The sequence below is a fragment of the Emticicia sp. GW821-FHT11C11 genome, assembly GCF_058808615.1.
This window is the reverse complement of record NZ_JBXARV010000003.1, coordinates 223,257-242,256: the sequence shown is the minus strand read 5'-3', so window position 1 is coordinate 242,256 and position 19,000 is coordinate 223,257. Positions and strand designations below refer to the sequence as shown.

Sequence of the window (19,000 nt, the reverse complement as noted above, 5' to 3'; positions counted from 1 at the left end):
ACTTACACGATTCAACCTCAAAATATTCACTAATTCGCTATTCACGGTTCATCATTAATTATTCACCAAATCACTCATTCACTCATTAGATATGCAAAATATATTTGTTTCGTCAGAAGTAGGTACCTTACGTCGGCTTATCATCCATAGCCCTGATAGCGGTTTAGGCAAAGTAGTGCCCTCAAAAGCACAGGACTGGCTCTTTGAAGACATTGTGCACCTGCAAACCATGCGTCGCAATGAATACGACTACTACGTTAAGATTCTGTTGTATTTTCTGGACCCCGAAAAAGTAAAAGGCAAATTGAAAGAAATTGACGCCGACACAAGCCGCGACTTCTACAAACCGGAAAAAGAGGTGTATTTCAATTCAGATAAAGTAATTGAGTTTGAAAAGCTGCTGGCTGATATTCTGCATATACCTGAAGTGCGCACGCAATTAATAGCCGCTGTATGTGCAGTAGAAGAATGTTCATTTCAATTTCAGAACGAACTGGCGAAGTTATCGCTGATTGAGCTGGCCAAGGTGCTTATTACCGGTACTATGCCTAATGACAGAATGCTTTTCCCGCCGATTCCGAACCTGATTTTTACGCGTGATATTGGCATTATAGTAAACGAGTACCTATTGCTCAATAAACCGGCTAAATATGCCCGCACGCGTGAGTCACTGCTAGCGCGGTATATTTTCTTTAATCACGAAATTTTTACCGATTTAAGGGGTAAAATTATCGAGATTACAGAAGACGAAAACCATTTTTTACTACCCGAAGACGAGCAGGAAGACCGCCTGAATACCCTTGAAGGAGGCGACGTAATGATGGTAGCGCCGAATCACCTGCTGATAGGTGTCAGCGAACGCACCACCGTTGAAGCAGCACGACAAGCCATTGATTTGTTATTCGCCCGTAAGGTTGTGAAGAAAGTAACGATTGTGAAAATTCCGCAAAAACGAGACTATATGCACATTGACACCATCTTCACACAGATTAAGTGCAATGTATGGGTTTTGCTGGGTTCTCTGGGGCGTGTGCATGAAGAAGCCGAGAAACAGCAGATATGGGAAAACCTGGGCCAGAAGCCGGGTTATGAAACGCTTATCATCAAGCAGTTTATTAATAAGGAAGAAGGTGTGAAAGTAAGAGATTTTGCCAATCTGGAAGACCTGCTCAGTTCCATCACCAAAGATGACCTGAATTGCTATGATGATATCAAATTCATTTATTCGGGCAATAATCAGTTTCCCTACGGTGCCCGAGAGCAGTGGACCGACTCCTGTAATCTGCTGGCACTAAAAGCCGGAGTAGCCATAGGCTATGACCGCAACGACCACACGGCAAAAGCTTTCAGAAATGCAGGCTTCAGCACTATTAATGCGGTGGAATTACTGGAGAAATTCGAAAATAACGAGCTTAATCCGGAAACATTGACTGATACGATTATCCTACTACCCTCTGCCGAGCTCTCAAGAGCCCGAGGTGGCTCGCATTGCATGAGCTTGCCAATATTGAGGGAAAGTGCCATTTGATATCTTTTACCCCATCCTGCTCCTCTCCTTGGTTTGGGAGAGGAGTCTTTCAACCTAACACACCATTTTTAATTCATGAAAACCAGATTACTGTTCTTTTTACTCATTTGTTCCATACAAACTTTTGCACAGAAGAAATCGTATTATTTATTTACTTCTTTCAGAGACAACGGGCAGGACGGCCTGCATCTGGCGCTGAGCAAAGACGGCCGCAACTGGTCGGCGCTGAAAGGCGACCAGTCGTTTCTGAAACCACAGATTAATCATCCTGACAATCTGATGCGTGACCCGGCCATTCAGCAAGGTCCTGACGGGACGTTCCACATGGTCTGGACGATTTCATGGGATGGTAAAAATGGCAGGGTAATAGGCTATGCCAACTCGAAAGACCTGATTAACTGGTCGGCTCAAAAGGCCATACCTGTGCTGGCAAATGAAACGGGGCTGGTAAGAAATGTGTGGGCACCGGAATTATTTTACGACAAAGCTCAGAAAGACTGGGTTATCTTCTGGTCGTCGACCATCAAGGGCAAATTTGAAGAAGACACCACTAATCTGAGTGAAGATAAATACAACCATCGGTTTTATTATGTACGAACCAGAGATTTCGAAACTTTTAGCGAAACCCGTCTTTTCTACGACCCGGGCTTCAATTGCATTGATGCTACATTGCTGGAAGACAAAGGCAAGTTCTATCTTTTTCTGAAAGATGAAAGATTAAATCCTCTAAAGAAAAACCTGCGTTTTGCTGTGGGTGATACTCCAACAGGCCCATTCAGAAATCTAAGTGAGTCTTTTTCCGGCAGTTGGGTAGAGGGGCCGTCGGCCATTAAAATCGAAAACTACTATTATGTGTATTTCGACCATTATACCAAGCCTCATTACTACGGGGCCTATCGCTCAACAGATTTAAGCAACTGGGAGGAAGTATCGTCGGACATTAATTTCCCCAAAGGCATGCGGCATGGTAGTATCATCAGCATAACTAAAAAGCAGGCTAAGAAGCTGGAGCTGGCAAAATAGGAATGTGATAACGCAGTTTTAGTCCCGTCAGGGACGATGTATCTGTAGATTACCTATTCGCCAATAAAAAATATCCTGTAGGGATAATATATTAGAATATATCTTCCCTACAGGATTACAAATATGAGCGTTAATCATCCTACTGATATATCATCATTATGTGATTCATAATTTAGCTATAAATTATACCAATCCCAATTTTTGTCTTACCGCTTTGGCACCTTCACACATGGCTTTCAGTTTCTGGCGGGATGCCCAGCGGGCGGTCTGGCTCAAACCACAATCGGGCGCTACGGCCAATTTCTCTGCCGGAACATATTTCAGGCAAAGTTCTATGCGGTCTATTACATCCTGCACTGTTTCACAGTAATAGTTCTTTACGTCAATAATTCCGACGGCTACATCCATTCGCTGCGCAAATTCGGCCAGCAATGTCACCTCATCAAATTCGCGGTTGGCCATTTCAATATGAATCTCGTCTACATTCAAATCCAGAAAATCAGGTAACATGGGGTGCAGTTTTCTGTACCCCACTGGGCGTCCCTTAAAATTCCCAAAGCACAAGTGTGTTGAAACCCTTGCTTTACCCACGACCCCTTCAATAGTCCGCTTAAATATATCAACAAAGCGTTTGGTGTCCTCCTTGTAAGCATAGCACGACATCGACGGCTCATCAACCGTTATTTCCGTACAACCTGCCGCTACCAGGTCTTCCAATTCTTTTCTTACAAAAGGTAGAAGCCCTTCAGTAATTTCATACCGGTCTTTGTAGATTTTTCCGTCGGGCAACATACGACCCGAGAGGGTATATGGCCCCGGTACTGAGGCTTTCAGCGTGTGCCCCTTCGGCGCCAGTCTGGCCAGACGCTGGTATTCTTTTACGGCTCCCAGTCCTTTCGGTGCAGTTAGCGGCTCAACAATAGAGTGCTTGCCCCGTTGGTCATGCGCAGGCGGGCCGAACTTACGGGTCTCTGAATGGTTAGGCTCCAGGCCTTTGATGAATCCGTAAAAAGACAGGTTAAAATCCAGACGGGTTTGCTCTCCGTCGGTAATCACATCCAGTCCGACGGTGGTCTGGTCATGAATGGCCGCTACCACGGCATCCTCAATCATTTCTTCTATATCCGCCGCACCGAATTTATCTAGGTTCATGGAAGAAAATTCAAGCCAACCCGGAAAAGGGTAACTCCCCACAACGGTTGTTCTAATAGGTATAGGTTGCATATTTTATTGAGTGAATGAGTGATTAACTGTGAATTAGTGATTGAGTGAATTAGTGAATGTTTTTTGACTTTTGCCAGAATGGCGAACCAACTGAATTGATTTGTCTTTAAGCTGTAATTCACAACTCAGATACAATCAGTTAAATCAAAGTTCAAGACAATATTCACCAATCGCTCATTCACTAATTTATTACAAGTCTCCTGTGATAATTAATTTGCCCGAGATGATAATTAAAATGCCCGTACAGATGAATCAGGAAATATTCGTTACTCTCTAATCCGTTGTTATACTCTTCAGTATGATGTCTGTCCAGGTCTTCGGCAGTCAGGTTTTCCAGCACTTTTTTCAGCATCAGCCGCGTTGCTTCAATTTTTTCAATCAATACAGACTTCGGCACGTTCTTATCCGAAAACTCTAAAGGCCGGTTCCGTATATAATCTGTGTTACCCAATTGCGTCCCCAGATAGTGATTCAGGTTTCCCATCAGGTGCAGGCATAAGTTTCCGGCCGAGTTACTGATTTCTCCGCGTATCACCCATAGTCCGTCTTCGCTGGTGTAAGCCTCTATCTCGGTTCTCAGTTTCAGCAGGTCGCGGTCGAAAAGTTTAATTAATGAACTGATCATTTTTATTCGTTTTACTGTCGTTTACTGATTGTTAAATCCCTATTCATGCGCACATAATTTTTACCGTTTTTCTGAAATACCGCCCAGTCAGTCTCCATGCCAAAGCGCTCATAAAACCCAATGGCAGCCACCCGGGCATCACAAAAAAGCGATTTCACGCCTATTTTACGGGCTTCTTCTATCATATATTTCAATAGTTCAGAGCCATATCCATTCCTTTGAACGGTCTCATCTGTAGCAAACTTTCTGAATTGCGCTCTTTCGCCCTCTTTGAAAAGTGATACTACCGATACCAGCCGCCTGTTTTCAAATAACCCGTAGTGCAAACCCTCGGCATCGTTGGGCAGAATCACAAAATCAGGGTGTTTATCCGGCCACATCACCTTATGCCGCAGTTCGCGGGTATCTTCTGCCTGTATTTCCTTTAATTCAATCAAAATCTTTTATAATTCTCTTATCCAAATATTACGGAACGCCACCTCCGAACCATGTTCCTGCAAAGCAATCGGTCCTTTGCCGGAATAATATTCATACGAAGGTATACCGATGTACTGTATCGTTCCCTGAATCTCAAAGTGATTCAATATCAACACACCATTCATCAATACAGTTACATAAGCAGGTGTTTCAACCGAGCCGTTGTATCTGAATTTCGGGGCTGTAAAAAATATATCATAATTATTCCATTCCCCCGGTTTCAGCATCGCGTTGGCCAGGGGTATCACCTGCTTGTACACACTACCGGCCATGCCATTGGCATAAATCGGCACTTCATTATTGTAGGAATCAAATATCTGAATCTCGTACCTGCCATGCAGAAAAACCCCGCTGTTGCCCCCGTTCGGGTACCCCGCTTTTTTAGAATCGAGTGGCATGTTGAACTCTACATGCAACTGAAAACTGCCAAACTCTTGTTTGGTCATCAGTTCGCCCGTTCCGTTTTTAGCAATCATGGCACCCTCTTTCAACAGCCATTTCGAAGCTGACTTATCTTTTGTCTGCTGCCAGGCATTCATGTTAGTGCCATCAAAAAGAATAAGGGCGTCGGAAGGCGGCGCACCGGCAGCTTTACCCGGCACTACCAATTTGGGCTTGGGCTCCCATACCTCGGTAGTTTCAGGCACTTTAAAATTCTGTGCAAAGGCACTCAGGCTGAGGATAGCCAAAGCAAATGAACAGATGATTTTTTTCATAGGTTAAAGTATATTAATCGGTCTTGGTTTTGTTCTCAGATACATAGCTTTGTACTCCCAATTGGGCATACATTTTAGCTATGCGGTGGGCGTGTTCGTCATAAGCCGCCTCAAATAACTCGGTGGCTCTTGTGGCGCCTACCAATGCACCTGCGGTAAGTACTTTAGGCGGATGCCCCGCTTGGGTGAGGTAATCAGCCACCTGCGCTTTGATACTGTTGATAATCATGGCGCCCCCAACCGTTGAACCGGGAGAAACAGGAGTATCCAGATTAGGTACATACACCATTGAGTCACCAACGGGTGCGCCGGTGTCAAGCACCAGATCGGCAAAGTCGTTCAGTTTTTTATGGTCGGCGCGTTTGGTAATGCTGGCTTTCAGGTGGTCTTCTGTTACCAGCGCCACCACTTTGATGCCTTTTTGCTGAAAAATTTCGGCCATCTCTACAGGAACCACATTGGTGCCTGACGACGAGATGACCAGTGCCGTATCTAAAGTAGATAAATCAAAATTTCTGAGGATTCTATCGGCAAATCCGCTAACGTTCTCCAGAAACATGGCCTGGCGCTGTCCGTTAGCGCCTACTACCAGATTATGAAACGTGAGCGAAAGCTCTACAATGGGATTAAACCCCGGAAATGAGCCATAGCGCGGCCACATTTCTTCTACCATAATACGGCTGTGCCCTGACCCAAACACATGCACCATTCTTCCGGCCAGTATAGAATCGGCAAACCATCGGGCAGCCGTTTGTATTTCACTTTCCTGTTGTTTTACTGTCTCTACAATGCCAGCACACTTATTCAGATAATCCTGTATGACACTCATATTTCTAATTTCTTATGTTGTATGATTATTTATTTAGTTAGCACAAAGCTGGCGGCACCTATGGCGCCTGCCATGTCGCCGAAGTATGCCTGCACAATGCTTGTTTTTTTATCACCGGGTCGCCATTCATACAAATCCATGAACGATGCCAGCGGCTCAAAAAGCGAATCTTCGGCCAGTGTAATGCCTCCGGCCAAAACTACCATTTCGGGTGATAGTAAATTAGCAATAGAGCTGATGGCCACGGCCAGTTTTCTAACTGACGATAACCACAGATACGTCGCAAAGTGGTCTCCTTTCCGGTAAGCTTCTACTAGTTCCCAGGTTGAATTAAACTTGCCGTGACTTCTTTTTTCTATGGAATAATTACCGATGGCATATTCCAGACTACCCACCATGCCTACTATGCTTTGGGTGTCTTCCTGTGTATTGATGGATATATGCCCCAGGTGCCCTGCCATTTGCGAAAGTCCCTGATATAAATGTCCATTAATCAAAATACCTCCTCCTACTCCCGTGCCCAGTGTCAGCAAAACCACATTGCGCTTGTCTTTCGCTACGCCGAATCTCGCTTCTGCCATCAGCGCTGCGTGAGCATCGTTCAATACGTAGGTGGCATCGCCGAGATACTCTCCCCACATAAAATTCTCCAGGCCTTTCAACCGATTCGGCAGATAAGCAATACATTGATTCTGCTCATTAGGCAAGCCGGGTGCAGAAAGGCCTATACCCAGAATGGGTTGTTGCAGGTAGTTTTTCAGATACTCAACCATTTCCTTTACGTTCTCACGCCACGAGCCGTCATCCGTATCTTTTGTCGGAATATAGTGTTGCTTCAAAACCTCCCCTTTCTGGTTTATGATTAAGCCTTTTATGTTTGTACCCCCTAAATCTATACCTATTACGTAAGACATCTATTTATTGTCGATTTTCGATTGCAGATTGTCAATTCTTATTCTCGATTTTCAATTTCAGATTGTCGGATTGTTTAATTCGACAATCTGAAATCGACACTCGACACTTCTATTACTTGTTTTTTCTTGCCGTAATCGCTGAGGCTGAAAATATGGCCAGCAGTTCATTTGCTTCTTTCATCAATTCCTTTAAAAGAATGTCATTAACAATTTTCCCTTCAATCAGTAATTCCATCCAGAATATCGATTCATCCGTTTCCTCCTCTGCAATATGAACTTTATTTATAAAATCTGCTTGTGACTTAGCCCGACAAGCCGAACGATAATTAGCTCCAACAGATGTGCCTGCTCTCAATAATTGCTTCCCGATTACATCCGCCACCTTATCCGTAGGCAAAGCTCTTACTAATCTGATTATCCGTAAAGAAAATTGTTTAGTCCGGCTTTTTAAATCCACCGCATTCATAAGTTGTTCGCTTAGGTTAACAGCAAAAAAATACTTCTATCAATAGGCGAACTGAAAGTTCTCTTTACAAAACAATTCGACAATCTGCAATCGACATTCGACAATCCTTCAATATTGCCCTTCGCTCACACTCCATCCTCCATCTACAAAAAGTGCTTGCCCCGTTGTGAATCCGGAGGCATCAGACATAAAGTAAAGCGCCGCTCCGTCCAGATCGGTTGCTTGTCCGTTCCGGCCGCCATCCAGTGGTTGTTTGGTTTTCACAAAATTCATGATCACTTCGTCTTTTGAAGCCCGCTGCGACATCGGTGTTTCTACCAAAGCGGGTGCCAGCACATTTACTCTTATATTATAAGGTGCGTAATAAGCCGCAATCGATTTTGAGAATCCGATAATGGCAGATTTAGTAGCGGCATAGGCGTGTGTTGAGAAATATTTCGGTGATGGAGAAACACCAAGTACCGACCCCATATTCAAAATTGTTCCTCCTTTACCCAATTCTATAAATTTTCTGATCGCTGCCTGATTCGAAAGCATTAGGCTCGTCAGGTTCAGTTCAAAGGTTTTGTTCCATCCTTCCAGGCTTATCTCATGCAAAGGACCGTCGCCGAATTTCCGTCCGCTGCCTCCCGCTACATGATACAGCCCGTCGAAACCTCCAAACGCTGCCATCGCTATATCAATAGCACTGACAGCCGTTGCGGGATCAGCCGCATCTCCAATCATGGCACGCGCGCTTTCACCGAGTTCATTTTCAGCAGTAGCACAACTCTCCGGATTCCGGCCTACCACCACTACCATTGCACCATTTTGCACAAAGGCCTTCGCTGCCGAAAGACCCAGCCCGGTAGTACCGCCTATCACGACTATTTTTTTATTTTTCAGCATCAACGGTTTCTAAAAATTGCTCATCAAACCCACAACTTGTCTATACAAGCAAAAGTAAGCAAAGAAAAAAACTTTGCAAATTTTGTATCACGATTTTTCAAATTGATAGTCTAACTCTAATTACGGTCAACAAAAAAGGGCACTGATTATTACATCAGTACCCTACTTGTATCGGAGATTTTACAGTATATTATTTTTTGGTTGCGTAAGTCGTATAATACTTCTGTGCCTGTGGCATCTGCTTTTGCAAATCGGCAATTCTGGTTTCATCAGCAGGGTGAGTTGACAGCAACTTAGGTGGTTTCTGCGAATTTTTACCTGCTTCAGCCATTCTTTGCCAGAACGCCACCGCATTTTGTGGATCATAACCGGCCATTGCCATAAAAATCAATCCCAGTTTATCGGCTTCCGATTCCTGCTTACGGCTATTAGGTAACACATAACCCACCGAAGCACCAATACCCAATACCTGCCCTACGAGTTCCATAGTCTGCTGATTTCCGGTATATACCCCTGCGCCTAATGCCCCTAAACTGGTAATTCCCTGAGCAGCCATAGCCTGGCTCATGCGTTCACGGCCGTGGCTGGCAATGGCATGGGCAATTTCGTGACCCATTACTACTGCTACCCCTGCCTCGTCTTTACAAATCGGCAGAATTCCGGTATAGAAACATACCTTACCACCGGGCATACACCAGGCATTCACTTCTTTGCTTTGCACCAGTTTAAACTCCCATTGGTAGCCGCTGATTACTTGACTGTAATTGTTCTGAATCAGGTAATTTTCAACGGCTGTTTTAATTTTCCCGCCTACTCTGGCAATCATTTCTGCATCACGGTTGGTGGCCGCTACTACCTTCGACGTATCCATAAAGCCTTTGTATTCGGCAAAACTCATCTGAATCATTTCATCGTTTGATACCAGCCCGACAAACTGATTACGCCCCGTTAGAGGAACTTTCTGACAAGACCAGATAAATACAAATAATAAACATGCCGCTACCGAAGATTTGAAAAGGGTTTTCATCGTATTATAATATTATATTAATTTAAGTTCTTGATTTTCAGTCCCGAATGATTACAAAAACAGCTTTCCACACAAAGGACTATTTGCTGACAATGACTAAAAAATCAGACCATTATCTGCTGCCAAACTATGAAAATTCCCTATTTTTGTAAAAATTCCAAACTTTTATCTGCCTCAAAAGTACGGAAAAAATCATTATAATAAACCAACACCTAATCTTTGAGGCCCTGTCTATACCGTATGAAAATCATCGCAATCGGGCGTAATTACGCCGAACATATCAAAGAACTGAATAACGAACGCCCCGACGAACCAGTCATATTTACCAAACCGGAAACCGCCATTTCAAAAAACGGAGAACCTTTTTATTATCCTGATTTTTCTAGCGATATCCACCATGAAGTAGAAATTGTTATCAAAATCAACAAAATGGGAAAAAATATTGAGGAAAAATTTGCCCATAAATACTATGACGAAATAGGCATAGGTATTGATTTTACAGCCAGAGACATCCAGTCGAAACTAAAAGCAAAAGGCTTACCATGGGACCTCGCCAAAGGCTTCAACGGTTCGGCTCCGATTTCAGAATTCGTACCGAAATCTAAATTTACTGATCTAAAAAATCTGAACTTCCATCTGGATGTTACCGACGCTGACGGCCATACACAAACGCGCCAGCAGGGCAACACATCTCTGATGCTTTTCTCGTTTGACTACATCATTGCATTTGTTTCAAGATATTTTACGCTAAAAACCGGCGACCTTATTTTTACCGGTACACCCTCGGGAGTGGGCCCTGTTAAATTAGGTGACAAACTCACGGCCTCTATTGAGGGCGAAAAAATGCTTGAGTTCGAAGTAAAATAAGTAGCACTGACAAGCTGCAGAAATTAACATCAGTATTAATCTATTAGATTGAGATTTGTATACATAGCCTGAGTATTTAGGCCGCCTGTTCTTTTTTGAAAAGAGCGTGGTAGCACCTTTTACTCTTTCTGTTAGAAGCAGGGCCATTGTATAATCCACTCAAATACTTACAGACGTGAAAACAAAGAATAAATCCATTCCTATAACAAAAGTTCTGAGTACCCTTTTACTGATTGTATATTTGACAGCCGATACCTCGCTCTGCCGCACCTATGCCCAGCGGGATGTAAGCCAGGCAAAAGAACAATATCCTAAAGGCTATTTCATGTTTCCGATTCAGCCGGGTAAACAGGCTTCGTTATCGGGTGGTTTCGCTGACCTCCGTACCAATCACTTTCATGCAGGGCTGGATATCCGCACGGGAGCGGTTGAGGGCTATAATGTATATGCCGCTGCTGATGGTTATGTATCGCGCATCAGAGTTATGCGTGGGGGTTACGGCAATGTGCTTTACATTACACACCCGAACGGATACACTACGGTTTATGGGCACCTCAAAAAATACAATCCTGTTATAGAGGAATATCTTCGCAGCAAGGAATATGCTCAGAAAATATGGGAAATAGAACTGACACCCGGGCCTAATGAACTCAAAGTAAAAAAGGGTGAAGTGGTGGCCATTTCCGGCAATACAGGAGCATCCGGCGGGCCTCACCTGCATTTCGAAATCCGCGATGCTTTTGAAAACGCCATCAATCCACTTAAATTCGGTTTTCCTGAAATAGAGGATTCGCAGGCGCCTGTTATTGAGAAAGTAATTCTGAAAACACTCAATGCCTATTCCAGGGTTAATGGCGAATTGGGCAGGGTTTCTATGACCCCCAAGCGAACACCCGCAGGTGAGTATATATTACCGACCATTGTAAAAGCACAAGGAACAATCGGACTGGAACTGAACACCTACGACCGCAGCCAGACCTCTCCTTTCCGGATGGGAATCACTGAACTGGAAGTAGAAGTAGACGGCAAAAGCACCTACAAGCTTAATCTTGAAAAAATGCCCTTCGATGTCTCCAAAGACATCAACGTGCATATTGATTATGATCTTTCTCAGTCAAACGGCACTCGTATTCAGAAGTGCTACGTGGCAGACGGCAACCGCGTTTCGGTCTATGAAACCGACAGAAACAAGGGTAAAATTGTGATTACGGATAATCAATTACATAGTGTTTTTGTAAAAGTAAAAGACAGCTACGGCAACACCTCTGTCCTTACTTTTTCAATTCAGGGAGAACCATCTGTCATGCAGGAAAGTCCGGTGGATATTTCGCTGGCCGAAGAAAGTAATTTTTCAGGTAATCTCTCTACCTCCATTACCGAAAATACACTTACAATCAGAGCTAAAAATACGTCGGCAGCCTTTGCCATATTACAAAACAAGGGCGTGCCCATAAAGTTGCCTTTATCTTACATCGCCAATAAAGAAGCCGTATATCTTTATGATTTAAACAGAGGCGTTGCCGATTTTGTACAGGTAGATAACAGCTCAGCTATTCTGGGCATAAAAAAAGAAATTCTCCCTCAGTTCGGCCAATTCTATTCTGAACCTAACCTGCGGCTCGATTTCACAAATGCCCTTTATGACACCCTGTACCTGACAACGTCTGTAAGCGGCACTAAACTGACCATTAATACCGAAAAGATACCACTGAAAGACCTCTTGACTGTATTATGGACGCCATCGGGCATTTCGATGTCACCCAAAACAGGTGTTTATGATATCAACAATGGCCGCCAGTATCTGGGTGGTACCTGGATCGGCAGTGCCATTCAGTTCAAGACCCGTCGTCTGGGCAACTTCCAACTGATTACCGACAATGACGCACCAGGTATCCGACCGACACAAATAGATTCAACCTACCTGAGCTTTATTATTTCTGATAATTTCTCGGGTATCAAAGCGTTTAACTGTTATGTGAACGGAGAGTGGGTTTTGATGGACTATGAATATAAAAACGGTAAAATCTGGTCAATAAAACTCGATGAATCGCAGATATTCAGTGGAGATTTAAAACTGGAAGTAGTCGATAACGTGGGCAATACAGGCACGTATCAGGTAAACATTGATGAGTACATCAAACAACACAAGCAACAATTAAAAAAATCAAGAAAAAAACATGCCCCTGCACGTAGGAAGCCCGGTTCCGGAGCTAAAAGCAAAAAATCAAAACGGAGATGACATAAGTCTGAGTGATTATAAAGGCAAAAAAGTTGTTTTATACTTTTATCCGAAAGACAACACCCCTACCTGCACCGCAGAAGCATGTAATCTGAGAGATAATTATCATGCACTACTGGCTAAAGGATATGTGGTTTTAGGTATAAGTGGCGACAAACAGAAGTCTCACCAGAACTTTATAAAAAAATATGATCTCCCCTTCGACCTGCTCACCGACCCCGACAACGAAATAGCCAAACAATTCGGAATCTGGGGCGAAAAGCAATTGTATGGCCGCAAGTATATGGGGGTTTTCCGTACTACTTTCATTATTAATGAGAACGGAATCATTGAAGAAATCATTTCCAAGGTTGAATCCAAAAACCATGCACAGCAAATACTGAAATGAATTTGCTGTTGCTTTTTTATATTACAACTAGTCTAAAACCTTCATAAGCCAAGCTCTTTTGTCCTTTTATTATTGTACCACCCCGTCAATGGCTGATTAAACAAAGGCATTTTTTATAACCTATGCCGACTTAAGTCGGCATTTATTGACTATATCCGATGTTATTATAGCAAGCGAATTCATTCGCTGATACGCAACAGAATCCTCTTTCTTATAAACAGCTTTCAGAATTATTATCCCAAAACCGTAATTTATGCCTTAATAGTATAAGTTTAAAGACATTTAAGTTTTTAAAAACCAAGATGTATTATGTACTTTTGCAAAAATTAATACAAAACCACATTTTTATCATTATCTGGCTAACTTTGTATTAATTGTTTTTTTGACACTTAATAATACTTTTAAATGCAGAACCAAGAATTACGAGAAATTGCGGTACAAGTACGCCGGGATATTGTTAGAATGGTGCATGCCTGCCAATCCGGACACCCCGGTGGTTCTTTGGGTTGTACCGATTTGTTTGTTGCACTCTATTTTCAGCAAATGAAAATCAATAACAGAAAGGGTAAGGGCGGTTATCTTTCGTTTAATATGAATGGTACCGGAGAAGACCTCTTCTTCCTTTCAAACGGACATATCTCACCTGTTTTTTATTCTACCTTAGCCCGCAGAGGATACTTTGGCGTAAGCGAACTGGCAACTTTCCGTAAGATTGATTCAAGACTACAAGGGCACCCAACCACGCATGAACACCTGCCGGGTATACGCATTGCCTCGGGTTCATTAGGACAAGGTCTTTCGGTATCTATCGGTGCCGCATTAGCCAAACGCCTGAACGGCGACAAAAATCTGGTGTATTGCCTGATGGGTGATGGCGAACAACAGGAAGGACAGGTATGGGAAGCAGCACAGGCCGCACCTCACCACAAATTAGATAATCTGATAGCAGTGATAGACCTGAATGGTCAGCAAATTGACGGCCCGACTGAAAAAGTAATGAGCAACCGTGACCTGAAAGCCAAATACAAGGCTTTCGGCTGGAACGTGATAGACATCAAAGACGGCAACGATATGGATCAGGTGGTAGCCGGGCTTCGTAAAGCCAAACGCCTGACAGGCAAAGGCCAACCGATTATGATATTGCTTAAAACCGAAATGGGTGCCGGAGTTGACTACATGATGGGCAGCCACAAATGGCACGGTGTAGCACCAAACGACGAACAATTAGACACCGCACTGAAACAACTGGTAACCACCGGAACTATTGGGGATTATTGATGGACGGTCCTCAGTGCTAATCAAATTCTTTCAAACTCAGATTAACATCGTTTATGACAAAATACACATTCACCGAGAAAAAAGATACACGTTCGGGCTTTGGTGCGGGCATGACCGAATTAGGCCGAACCAACCCTGATGTAGTAACTCTTTGTGCCGACCTTGTAGGCTCTCTGAAAATAGATACATTCATTAAAGAAAACCCTGAGCGCTTCATTCAGTGCGGTATTGCCGAAGCGAACATGATAGGCGTAGCAGCCGGGCTTACCATTGGTGGTAAAATTCCGTTTGCTACTACTTTTGCCAACTTCGGTTCAAGCAGGGTTTATGACCAGGTTCGCCAGTCAATTGCCTATTCAGATAAAAACGTAAAGATTGCCGTTTCGCATGCGGGTCTTACTTTGGGAGAAGATGGTGCTACACACCAGATTCTGGAAGATCTGGCCATGATGCGTGCCTTGCCTAATATGACGGTTATCAACCCATGTGATTTCAACCAGACCAAAGCCGCTACTATAGCAGCAGCTAACTGGAAAGGCCCGGTTTATCTGCGTTTCGGTCGTCCGGTTGTGCCGGTTTTCACAGCACCCGATCAGGTGTTTGAAATCGGTAAGGCATGGATGGTGAGCGAGGGTAAAGACGTAACCATTATTGCTACAGGCCATCTGGTATGGGAAGCAATACAGGCAGCCGAGCAACTGGAAGCACAGGGCATCAGCGCTGAAATCGTGAACATACACACCATTAAACCATTAGACGAAAAAGCCATTTTAAAGAGCGTTCGCAAAACCAGATGTGTGGTAACCTGCGAAGAGCATCAAGCAAATGGTGGTCTGGGTGATGCCGTGGCACAGACTTTGGCCAGGAATTTTCTTGCACCTCAGGAGTATGTAGCCGTAAACGATTCATTCGGTGAGTCGGGCACGCCGGCACAGCTGATGGAAAAATATGGCCTTTCGGCAAAAAATATTGTCGAAAAAACATTAAAAGTGATTCAAAGAAAACAATAAACCCAAGTGGTTGTTTGTAAGAAACAGGGTGAGACCTAACCCCACTCCCGAACTCCCTACCTATTTGTTGGGGAGGGCTGGGGTGGGGTCAGTCATTCAAAATCACAAACAAACCCCTTTCCGTAAAAAATGCAGATTTCCGATCAAGAGTTAGTCGGCTTAATACAAGATCCGGAGAAGCGTCAGAATGCGTTTAATCTGCTGATAAAGAAATATCAGCAAAAAATCTATTGGCATATCCGCAAAATGGTAATCGACCATGACGATGCCGACGACGTGGTACAGGAAACTTTCATAAAAGTATGGCAGGGCTTGCAGAATTTCAGAGGCGATGCCCAACTCTACACCTGGATTTACAGAATCGCTACCAACGAATCATTGAACTTTTTACAGAAGAAGCGTCGTCAGAACCATGTTCCATTGGAAAACGACGACAGCACCGACCTGCTCAATACACTCGAAAGCTCCGTTTCTCAGGAATATATATCAGGTGACGAAATACAGCTGAAATTACAGAAAGCATTACTGCAACTGCCTGATAAACAGCGATTAGTGTTCAATATGAAATATTATGATGATATGAAATATGACGACATTGCCGAAATAACAGGTACTTCTGTAGGGGCGCTGAAGGCATCGTATCATCTGGCTGTAAAAAAAATTGAAGATTTTTTAAATAAAGAATCCTGATTATTTAAACCTTTTAAAAATTGACTTGTCAAAACCACAATTAAACAATTTAAGGAGGTTATAGAGAACCAGTTCACTATCAGTCTCATGAGTATATCATGAAAAAGAGTATCCAAATAACAGACATCCCCAAAGTAAACATCTTTCAGGTACCCGAAAATTACTTCGATACGCTGGCGATGTCTATTGAGCAAAGGCTGGCCCTATTTGACGAACCAAACTTCAGTTTTGGTAAACAGCAAAACTTTGCAGTGCCTGACACTTATTTTGATACGCTTTCCTCAAGAATCATGAGCCGTATTGCCAATCTTGAAAAACAGGAAATCAGATTGGAGAATCTACCGAAAATGAATCCTTTCAAAGTTCCGGAAGGATACTTCAAAAACGCAGAAACTGCCATAGCAGCTCATGTAAAACTGCAAAGCATTGAGAAAAAGAATATTTTTGAAATACCGGCTGATTATTTTGATGAGCTCCCGGCACGCATACTGAGCCGAACCACAAAAGAAGCCAGAACCATACAAGTGAACTGGTGGCAAAAAGGCCGTGTGGTCTGGACAGCCGCAGCAAGCCTTGTGCTGATGATCGGTCTGGGTTTTGCCGTACCTCAGTTTTCTGAGTCAGCAACAGAAGCCGCGTTCAACGATTTAAGCAGAGAAGACATTAATACCTATCTGGCCACGCAAGATTTAAGCTATTTAGAGTATGAAGTAGCCTCGGCTACCGAAACAGCCTTACCAAAGGGAATTGAAACCAGAATTATAGACGATCTGGAAATTAACAAAACTGATATTCTGGAACATCTGGAAAGTCAGGACATTGAGGATATATAATTGTTTTAACCGGCACGAAAATCCTTATGAAAAAATCAACTTTATGAAACAAATCATTTTTATCATTTTAGCATTGCCAATGCTGTCGTTTTCTCAGAACCGACATGGTGCAGTAGGCGATCGATTTGAAAAGATTCAGACCGCCAAAATCGGCCTTATTACCGAAAAACTAAATCTGACCACTGAGCAGGCGCCACAGTTCTGGTCGGTATACAACGAGTATCAGAGCAGGAAATTCGAATTGCGCAGAAGTATCAAAAGGACATTCGACGAAGCCAATTCTCTGACCGCCACCGACGATAAAATCACAGGTTCGCACAAACAGGTGCTTGCCTACAAAAAGAAAGAAATAGAGCTGGAAGAAGAGTATATGACCAGACTTCTGAAAACCATTACACCAAAACAATATGCCGAATTGAAACGCACCGAGCAGAATTTCAACAAAAAACTATTGGAAAAACTGCAGGAATAGGCACAGAAAAGATACAAAAAGGTCGGGGGGAATATTCTCTCCGACCTTTTTTATTGCTTTTATATTCCATACGCGCAAAATTTCTATAATTTTGTATAGTATTTATCGCCTGAGATTATGTCGCAACAAATCAATAAAAGTAACCGTCTTAATAACCTGAGTTATGCCATTCGTGGTCCTGTGTTCGACAAAGCACAGCAACTCGAAGCCATGGGGCAAAAAATTATCAACCTTAATATCGGTAATCCTGCACCTTTCGGCTTCGATGTACCCGACGAAATCATTTCCGACATGATCATGAATATCCGCAATGCACAGGGGTATTCGCATCATCTGGGTATTTTTCCGGCACGCAAGGCCATTATGCATTATACCCAGCAGATTGGGATTCATGGTGTTACCATCGATGACATTTTTATTGGCAACGGGGTAAGCGAATTAATTGTGATGAGCATGCAGGCCCTGCTCAATGAGGGCGACGAAATATTGATTCCCTCACCTGACTACCCGCTCTGGACTACTTCAGTAGCGCTTTCAGGTGGTAAACCCGTTCATTACATCTGCGACGAGGAGTCTGACTGGAATCCGGATCTGGAAGATATCAGACGGAAAATCACCCTTAAAACCAAAGGTATCGTTATCATCAATCCGAACAACCCAACCGGAGCAGTATATAGCCGCGAGGTGTTGGAAGGCATTGTACAGATGGCGGCAGAGCACAATCTGATTGTTTTCTCTGACGAGATCTACGATAAAATATTGTATGACGGGCACAAGCATATTCCTGTAGCTACCCTGAGTGATGACGTATTTATCATGACCTACGGTGGGCTGTCTAAAAATTACCGCGCGGCAGGTTTCCGTGGTGGTTGGGTAATACTGAGTGGTGCCGTTCAAAAAGCCAGATCGTTTGTTGAGGGCTTTAACCTGCTGGCCAGTATGCGTCTGTGTGCTAATGTACCTACTCAATACGCTATACAAACCGCGTTGGGTGGTTATCAGAGTATCAACGACCTGGTTGCTCCCGAAGGCCGTCTGTGCAAGCAGCGCGACCTGATTCATTACCGCATTACGGATATACCGGGTATTACCTGCGTGAAGCCCAAAGGGGCATTGTATCTGTTTCCGAAAATAGATTTAAAGAAGTTCTCGTTAAAAGACGACGAACAGTTTGTTTTCGACCTGCTGTCGGAACAAAAAGTGTTGGTGGTATCGGGCACAGGGTTTAATTATGGTAAAAGCGACCATTTCCGCATTGTATTCCTGCCTTCAATGGAAGAACTCGAAACGGCCTCAAACCGCATCCGGCTATTTCTGGACGGGCACCGAATAAAACTGGAAGAAATGGAACTGGCGTGAGAATTTATTTAGTGATTGAGTGAATTAGTGATTGAGTGAATAATGTAGTTTGTCAGCCACAATGTACACAATAGTCACTATGTTTCACGATTCACTAATTCGTAATTCAAACATTCATTCACTAAATCACTCATTCGCTCAATAGTT

Annotated in this window: 20 protein-coding genes; 11 read left to right on the top strand and 9 right to left on the bottom strand. The window is 43.4% G+C overall.

The genetic code is table 11. The features are described from left to right. The first annotated feature begins 91 nt into the window (after positions 1–91). On the top strand, positions 92–1,528 hold the full coding sequence (locus AC1RRY_RS16220; RefSeq protein WP_492822709.1) for an arginine deiminase family protein: 1,437 nt from the start codon (positions 92–94) through the stop codon (positions 1,526–1,528). A 75-nt stretch (positions 1,529–1,603) separates the two neighbouring features. Then, positions 1,604–2,551, top strand: coding sequence for a glycoside hydrolase family 43 protein (locus tag AC1RRY_RS16215; protein WP_492822711.1), 948 nt, complete (start codon positions 1,604–1,606; stop codon positions 2,549–2,551). A gap of 183 nt (positions 2,552–2,734) precedes the next feature. On the opposite strand, the gene AC1RRY_RS16210 is transcribed toward AC1RRY_RS16215, so the two are convergent. The 9 genes from AC1RRY_RS16210 to AC1RRY_RS16170 form a co-directional block, all read right to left on the bottom strand. After that, positions 2,735–3,775: a methionine synthase gene (locus AC1RRY_RS16210; RefSeq protein WP_492822713.1), complete on the bottom strand. Its 1,041-nt coding sequence runs from the start codon at positions 3,773–3,775 to the stop codon at positions 2,735–2,737. A gap of 181 nt (positions 3,776–3,956) precedes the next feature. Further along, on the bottom strand, positions 3,957–4,400 hold the full coding sequence (locus AC1RRY_RS16205) for a DinB family protein (RefSeq protein ID WP_492822715.1): 444 nt from the start codon (positions 4,398–4,400) through the stop codon (positions 3,957–3,959). Positions 4,401–4,411: 11 nt separating this feature from the next. Continuing rightward, positions 4,412–4,837: a GNAT family N-acetyltransferase gene (locus AC1RRY_RS16200; RefSeq protein ID WP_492822717.1), complete on the bottom strand. Its 426-nt coding sequence runs from the start codon at positions 4,835–4,837 to the stop codon at positions 4,412–4,414. 6 nt (positions 4,838–4,843) lie between these two features. Then, the gene (locus AC1RRY_RS16195) at positions 4,844–5,593 is read right to left on the bottom strand and encodes a 3-keto-disaccharide hydrolase (RefSeq protein WP_492822719.1); all 750 of its coding nucleotides are present in this window, start codon (positions 5,591–5,593) and stop codon (positions 4,844–4,846) included. Positions 5,594–5,606: 13 nt separating this feature from the next. After that, on the bottom strand, positions 5,607–6,422 hold the full coding sequence (locus AC1RRY_RS16190) for a sugar isomerase domain-containing protein (protein WP_492822720.1): 816 nt from the start codon (positions 6,420–6,422) through the stop codon (positions 5,607–5,609). Between the two features lie 29 nt (positions 6,423–6,451). Next, the gene (locus AC1RRY_RS16185; protein ID WP_492822722.1) at positions 6,452–7,336 is read right to left on the bottom strand and encodes an ROK family protein; all 885 of its coding nucleotides are present in this window, start codon (positions 7,334–7,336) and stop codon (positions 6,452–6,454) included. A gap of 112 nt (positions 7,337–7,448) precedes the next feature. Then, entirely contained in the window at positions 7,449–7,802 is a 354-nt protein-coding gene (locus AC1RRY_RS16180) for a four helix bundle protein (RefSeq protein ID WP_492822724.1), read from the bottom strand. A gap of 108 nt (positions 7,803–7,910) precedes the next feature. Further along, positions 7,911–8,690 carry an SDR family NAD(P)-dependent oxidoreductase gene (locus tag AC1RRY_RS16175; protein ID WP_492822726.1) on the bottom strand — a complete coding sequence of 260 codons (780 nt, stop codon included), beginning with the start codon at positions 8,688–8,690 and terminating at the stop codon, positions 7,911–7,913. A gap of 190 nt (positions 8,691–8,880) precedes the next feature. Continuing rightward, positions 8,881–9,717 (bottom strand): M48 family metallopeptidase, encoded by an 837-nt coding sequence (locus AC1RRY_RS16170; protein WP_492822728.1) that lies wholly within the window; start codon positions 9,715–9,717, stop codon positions 8,881–8,883. 240 nt (positions 9,718–9,957) lie between these two features. Here AC1RRY_RS16170 and AC1RRY_RS16165 point away from each other — a divergent pair, with 240 nt between their 5' ends. From AC1RRY_RS16165 to AC1RRY_RS16125, 9 genes are all read left to right on the top strand, one after another. Then, positions 9,958–10,584 carry a fumarylacetoacetate hydrolase family protein gene (locus AC1RRY_RS16165; RefSeq protein ID WP_492822730.1) on the top strand — a complete coding sequence of 209 codons (627 nt, stop codon included), beginning with the start codon at positions 9,958–9,960 and terminating at the stop codon, positions 10,582–10,584. A 175-nt stretch (positions 10,585–10,759) separates the two neighbouring features. After that, positions 10,760–12,823 (top strand): M23 family metallopeptidase, encoded by a 2,064-nt coding sequence (locus AC1RRY_RS16160; protein ID WP_492822732.1) that lies wholly within the window; start codon positions 10,760–10,762, stop codon positions 12,821–12,823. Then, positions 12,762–13,211, top strand: a complete 450-nt coding sequence (gene bcp / locus AC1RRY_RS16155) for a thioredoxin-dependent thiol peroxidase (RefSeq protein WP_492822734.1) — start codon at positions 12,762–12,764, stop codon at positions 13,209–13,211. Before AC1RRY_RS16160 ends, bcp begins: the two co-directional genes overlap by 62 nt. A 405-nt stretch (positions 13,212–13,616) precedes the next feature. Continuing rightward, positions 13,617–14,489, top strand: coding sequence for a transketolase (locus AC1RRY_RS16150; RefSeq protein WP_492822736.1), 873 nt, complete (start codon positions 13,617–13,619; stop codon positions 14,487–14,489). Between the two features lie 53 nt (positions 14,490–14,542). After that, positions 14,543–15,499: a transketolase family protein gene (locus AC1RRY_RS16145; protein WP_492822738.1), complete on the top strand. Its 957-nt coding sequence runs from the start codon at positions 14,543–14,545 to the stop codon at positions 15,497–15,499. 135 nt (positions 15,500–15,634) lie between these two features. Beyond that, complete coding sequence (locus tag AC1RRY_RS16140; RefSeq protein WP_492823138.1) at positions 15,635–16,189, top strand: RNA polymerase sigma factor; 555 nt, start codon at positions 15,635–15,637, stop codon at positions 16,187–16,189. Between the two features lie 98 nt (positions 16,190–16,287). Continuing rightward, the gene (locus tag AC1RRY_RS16135; protein WP_492822740.1) at positions 16,288–17,022 is read left to right on the top strand and encodes a hypothetical protein; all 735 of its coding nucleotides are present in this window, start codon (positions 16,288–16,290) and stop codon (positions 17,020–17,022) included. A gap of 43 nt (positions 17,023–17,065) precedes the next feature. Continuing rightward, the gene (locus AC1RRY_RS16130) at positions 17,066–17,494 is read left to right on the top strand and encodes a hypothetical protein (RefSeq protein ID WP_492822742.1); all 429 of its coding nucleotides are present in this window, start codon (positions 17,066–17,068) and stop codon (positions 17,492–17,494) included. A 117-nt stretch (positions 17,495–17,611) separates the two neighbouring features. Beyond that, positions 17,612–18,853 (top strand): pyridoxal phosphate-dependent aminotransferase, encoded by a 1,242-nt coding sequence (locus tag AC1RRY_RS16125; RefSeq protein ID WP_492822744.1) that lies wholly within the window; start codon positions 17,612–17,614, stop codon positions 18,851–18,853. Positions 18,854–19,000: the final 147 nt, after the last annotated feature.